Source organism: Collinsella aerofaciens, from assembly GCF_015560135.1.
Lineage (GTDB): Bacteria > Actinomycetota > Coriobacteriia > Coriobacteriales > Coriobacteriaceae > Collinsella > Collinsella aerofaciens_AN.
This window is the reverse complement of record NZ_JADMRH010000041.1, coordinates 1-5,447: the sequence shown is the minus strand read 5'-3', so window position 1 is coordinate 5,447 and position 5,447 is coordinate 1. Positions and strand designations below refer to the sequence as shown.

General features: G+C 63.3%; 3 rRNA genes. All 3 read right to left on the bottom strand.

The features are described from left to right. Positions 1 to 20: 20 nt before the first annotated feature. Positions 21 to 136: ribosomal RNA gene (gene rrf / locus I2H19_RS09780) — 5S ribosomal RNA — on the bottom strand. A gap of 144 nt (positions 137 to 280) precedes the next feature. Continuing rightward, positions 281 to 3,255: ribosomal RNA gene (locus I2H19_RS09775) — 23S ribosomal RNA — on the bottom strand. Positions 3,256 to 3,654: 399 nt separating this feature from the next. Next, positions 3,655 to 5,160: ribosomal RNA gene (locus I2H19_RS09770) — 16S ribosomal RNA — on the bottom strand. The 16S, 23S and 5S rRNA genes sit together here, the layout of an rRNA operon. Positions 5,161 to 5,447 lie beyond the last annotated feature (287 nt).

Below are 5,447 nucleotides of genomic sequence, written 5' to 3'. Positions count from 1 at the left end.
ACGGCTCGGTGCCGTCCACCGGTCAGCGGCGCCCTGGCCTCCCACGGGCTGACCCCGCAGTACTCTCGGCGCGATGGGGCTTAGCTTCCGGGTTCGGAACGGGACCGGGCGTGCCCCCCATGCTCTGGCCGCTGACCGGTGGGCGGCGCCCACCGTGTACGGTGTCCTGGGTCGTGTCGCGTGCCCTGGGGGCCGCATGGCGAATGGGAAAGATGACTCGGGGGCATCCTCGTGCCCGGACCGCGCATGGAGCGCATGTCCCGCGGGCCGCGAGGTGCGGTTCCGGAAGAGCTCGGGCGATTAGTGCGGCTCGGCTGAGGACGTCGCCGCCCTTGCACCTGCCGTCTATCGACCAGGTAGTCTACCTGGGCCCTTACCGGAAGGAGAACTAATCCCTGGAACGGCTTCCCGCTTAGATGCCTTCAGCGGTTATCCGCGCCGCACGCGGCTACCCGGCCGTGCCGTTGGTCGACAACCGGTTCACCGGAGGTGCGTCCACCCCGGTCCTCTCGTACTGGGGGCAGCCTCCATCGATTCTCCTGCGCCCACGGAGGATAGGGACCGAACTGTCTCACGACGTTCTGAACCCAGCTCGCGTACCGCTTTAAACGGCGAACAGCCGTACCCTTGGGACCTGCTCCAGCCCCAGGATGCGATGAGCCGACATCGAGGTGCCAAACCTTGCCGTCGATGTGGACTCTTGGGCAAGATCAGCCTGTTATCCCCGGAGTACCTTTTATCCGTTGAGCGACGGCCCACCCACTCGGGGCCGCCGGATCACTAGAGCCTGCTTTCGCACCTGCTCGGCTTGTGGGCCTCGCAGTCAAGCCCGCTTGTACTCTTGCATTCAAAAGGACGGTTGCCGACCGTCCCGAGCGGACCTTCGCGCGCCTCCGTTACCCTTTAGGAGGCGACCGCCCCAGTCAAACTGCCCGCCTGGCACGGTCCCCGAGCCGGTTGACGGCCTCGGGTTAGGACGCCGGTCGCGCGAGGGCAGTATTCCAAGGGCGGCTCCCCGGGGGCTGGCGCCTCCGGATCGATGCCTCCTGCCTATCCTCTACACGCGGGACCAGCGGCCAATGCCAAGCTGCAGTGAAGGTTCACGGGGTCTTTCCGTCCTTCCGCGGGTAAGTCGCATCTTCACGACCAGTGCAATTTCACCGGGTCCATGGTCGAGACAGCGCCCAAGTCGTTGCGCCTTTCGTGCAGGTCGGAACTTACCCGACAAGGAATTTCGCTACCTTAGGACCGTTATAGTTACGGCCGCCGTTTACCGGGGCTTGGCTTCGGGGCTTCGCCGAATCGGCTAACTCCTCCGCGTGACCTTCCGGCACCGGGCAGGCGTCAGACCCTATACGTCGCCTTGCGGCTTCTGCAGAGTCCTGTGTTTTTGGTAAACAGTCGCTTGGGCCTCTCCACTGCGGCCCGCCTCCGCTCCCCGGGCAAGCCGGTTCACGTACGCGCGGGCACCCCTTCTCCCGAAGTTACGGGGCCATTGTGCCGAGTTCCTTGACCATGGTTGACCCGATCGCCTCGGTATGTTCTACCCACCCACCTGTGTCGGTTTGCGGTACGGGCGCGCACGCGCCTGCCTAGGGGTTTTTCTAGGGACCTCGGGCTCACTCGCTTCGCTTAAGTGCTTCGTCCGGAGCCTCGCCCTCGTGCGGACCGGATTTCCCTGGTCCGCGGGCCGCGCTCCATCACGGGGACGTCCAGAACCCCGCCGAGCCACCCCCATCCGTCGCCCCGTCGGTCGTAGCGCCGCGTGCGCGGTGCAGGAATGTCTGCCTGCTGCGCGTCGGCTACGCCTCCCGGCCTCGCCTTAGCCCCCGACTGACCCTGGGAGGATTAGCCTTGCCCAGGAAACCTCGGGTTCACGGCGGACGAGTTACTCTCTCGTCTCTCGCTACTCATGCCAGCATTCTCACTCCCATGCGCTCCACCGTCGGTCGCCCTCCGGCTTCTCCGCCCATGGGAAGCTCCCCTACCGATTCTAATGAATTAAAATCCCGCCGCTTCGGTGTCCAGCTTAGCCCCGTGTATTGTCGGCGCATGTCCACTCGACCAGTGAGCTGTTACGCACTCTTTGAATGGATGGCTGCTTCTAAGCCAACATCCTGGTTGTCTGGGCGGACGCACATCCTTTGCCACTCGGCTGGAACTTGGGGACCTTAGCGGGCGGTCCGGGCTGTTTCCCTCTCGAGCACACAGCTTAGCCCACATGCTCTGACTGCCGCGCTCTGGGCCGCCGGCATTCGGAGTTCGGTTGGATTCGGTAGGCGGCGAAGCCCCCTCGTCCATCCGGTGCTCTACCTCCGGCGGTGAACGCGCGACGCTAGCCCTAAAGCTATTTCGGGGAGAACGAGATATCTCCGGGTTTGATTGGCCTTTCACCCCTATCCGCAGGTCATCGCCGCCGTTTTCAACCGACGTGCGTTCGGCCCTCCACGGGGTCTTACCCCCGCTTCAGCCTGCCCACGGATAGCTCACCCGGCTTCGCGTCCGCGGCGCGGGACTCAAGTCGCCCTGTTAAGGCTCGCTTTCGCTTCGGCTCCCTTTCGGTTAACCTCGCCCCGCGCCAGCGACTCGCTGGCTCATTCTACAAAAGGCACGCCGTCACAACATAAAGTTGCTCCGACTGCTCGTGGGCGCACGGTTTCAGGTACTGTTTCACTCCCCTCCCGGGGTGCTTTTCACCTTTCCCTCACGGTACTGGTGCGCTATCGGTCACAGGGTAGTACTCAGGCTTGGATGGTGGTCCACCCAGGTTCGGACCGGGTTTCACGTGCCCGGCCCTACTCAGGGACCGCGTCGCGCCGTCCGGTCTGGGTTCGCGTACGGGGCTGTCACCCGCTGCGGCCGGCCCTCCCATGCCGTTCCGCTCCCCAGCCGGACCTGCGCCCGGGGGCGGCAGCCCCCGGATGCGCGGCCCTGCAACCCCGTCGGCGGAACCCCTGCCGGGTATGCCCGCTCGACGGTTTGGCCATCGGTCCCCTTTCGCTCGCCGCTACTCGGGGAGTCTCGAGATTGATTTCCTCTCCTCCGGGTACTTAGATGTTTCAGTTCCCCGGGTTGTCCTCCCCCCGCCTATGTGTTCAGCGGGGGGATATGCACACTGCTGTGCATGGGTTCGCCCATTCGGAGACCCCCGGGTCGAAGGATGTGTGCTCCTCGCCGGGGATTATCGCAGCTTGCCGCGTCCTTCATCGGCTCCCTGTGCCAAGGCATCCGCCGTGCGCCCGTGGTATCTTGCGGGACCGCATCGGGCCCGCGGGATATCCACGTGTCGCTAAAGTTAATTAATCGATATCATGAATAGCGCTCGTATGTCGCAATTCGGGTATCTCATACCGCGGCACAGTAGTTGAACTGTGCTCGCGATCAGATGCTCCTCACTCATATATAAGTGAATTCTTCTTGTTTGGATCGGATGAATGATTGCTATCATTCTGTCTGATAAATCGCAGAAAAGAATCGAGTCTGGAAGAGGATACTCTTCCATCTCTCTCCTATCGCTATGCGGCTCTCAAGGTACGCGGGTGCGACCCCGGGGACCGGGTGCTGCGGGGACTTCATCGCGGGCGACATCTACCGGACGGGCTCCTGCCCTCTATTCGAGTTAAAGTATGTCTCTCTAAGAACTTATCTCCCTAGAAAGGAGGTGATCCAGCCGCACCTTCCGGTACGGCTACCTTGTTACGACTTCACCCCCCTCACCCTCCACACCTTCGGCGCCTCCCCCCTCTCGGTTGGGCCGGCGACTTCGGGTGCAGACGACTCGGGTGGTGTGACGGGCGGTGTGTACAAGGCCCGGGAACGCATTCACCGCGGCATGCTGATCCGCGATTACTAGCAACTCCGACTTCATGGGGGCGGGTTGCAGCCCCCAATCCGAACTGGGGCCGGCTTTCCGGGATCCGCTCCCCCTCGCGGGGTGGCATCCCTCTGTACCGGCCATTGTAGCACGTGTGCAGCCCAGGGCATAAGGGGCATGATGACTTGACGTCGTCCCCGCCCTCCTCCGCCTTGACGGCGGCGGTCCCGCGTGGGTTCCCGGCATCACCCGATGGCAACACGCGGCGGGGGTTGCGCTCGTTGCGGGACTTAACCCAACATCTCACGACACGAGCTGACGACAGCCATGCACCACCTGTATGGGCTCCTCTCGGCCACGGGGTCTCCCCCGCTTCACCCATATGTCAAGCCCTGGTAAGGTTCTTCGCGTTGCTTCGAATTAAGCCACATGCTCCGCTGCTTGTGCGGGCCCCCGTCAATTCCTTTGAGTTTTAGCCTTGCGGCCGTACTCCCCAGGCGGGACGCTTAATGCGTTGGCTGCGGCACGGGGGGATCGTCCCCCCACACCTAGCGTCCATCGTTTACGGCTGGGACTACCAGGGTATCTAATCCTGTTCGCTCCCCCAGCTTTCGCGCCTCAGCGTCGGTCTCGGCCCAGAGGGCCGCCTTCGCCACCGGTGTTCCACCCGATATCTGCGCATTCCACCGCTACACCGGGTGTTCCACCCTCCCCTACCGGACCCAAGCCGCGGAGGTTCCGGGGGCTTCGGGGGGTTGAGCCCCCCGCTTCGACCCCCGGCCTGCCGGGCCGCCTACGCGCGCTTTACGCCCAATGAATCCGGATAACGCTCGCCCCCTACGTATTACCGCGGCTGCTGGCACGTAGTTAGCCGGGGCTTCTTCTGCAGGTACAGTCTTGACTCTTCCCTGCTGAAAGCGGTTTACGACCCGAAGGCCTCCGTCCCGCACGCGGCGTCGCTGCGTCAGGGTTCCCCCCATTGCGCAAGATTCCCCACTGCTGCCTCCCGTAGGAGTCTGGGCCGTGTCTCAGTCCCAATCTGGCCGGTCGGTCTCTCAACCCGGCTACCCGTTGTCGGCACGGTGGGCCGTCACCCCGCCGTCTACCTGATGGGCCGCGGAGCCATCCCCTCCCGTCGGGGCTTTAGCCGGGGTGCCATGCGGCACCCCGGGGTATCCGGTATTACCCGTCCTTTCGGGCGGCTATCCCGGGGGAGGGGGCAGGTTCTCCACGTGTTACTCAGCCGTTCGCCACTCGCTTCTATCCGAAGATAGGTGCCGTTCGACTTGCATGTGTTAGGCGCGCCGCCAGCGTTCATCCTGAGCCAGGATCGAACTCTCCGTCCAAAATAAATGGGCTTCGAGCCCGTCCGGTCCTCACAACTATTAGCTGATCGGTTCCGTTCGATTCATATGGTTCTAGTATAGGAAAAGGAATTTCTCGGGGCCGCCTCTCGGCGGCCTTGCGAAAAACAAATCCAAGTTAGACCATTTCAAATGGTTCGATGTCTGCCCGGATGCGACACTTGAAGTGTCCATCCTCGCAGTATCCGGTTCTCAAGGTGCACGCTTTGCGGCTCATCCGGTCCGACCGGGCCGCGCGGCAAGGAGATATATTGCCAGACCGGAGGGGC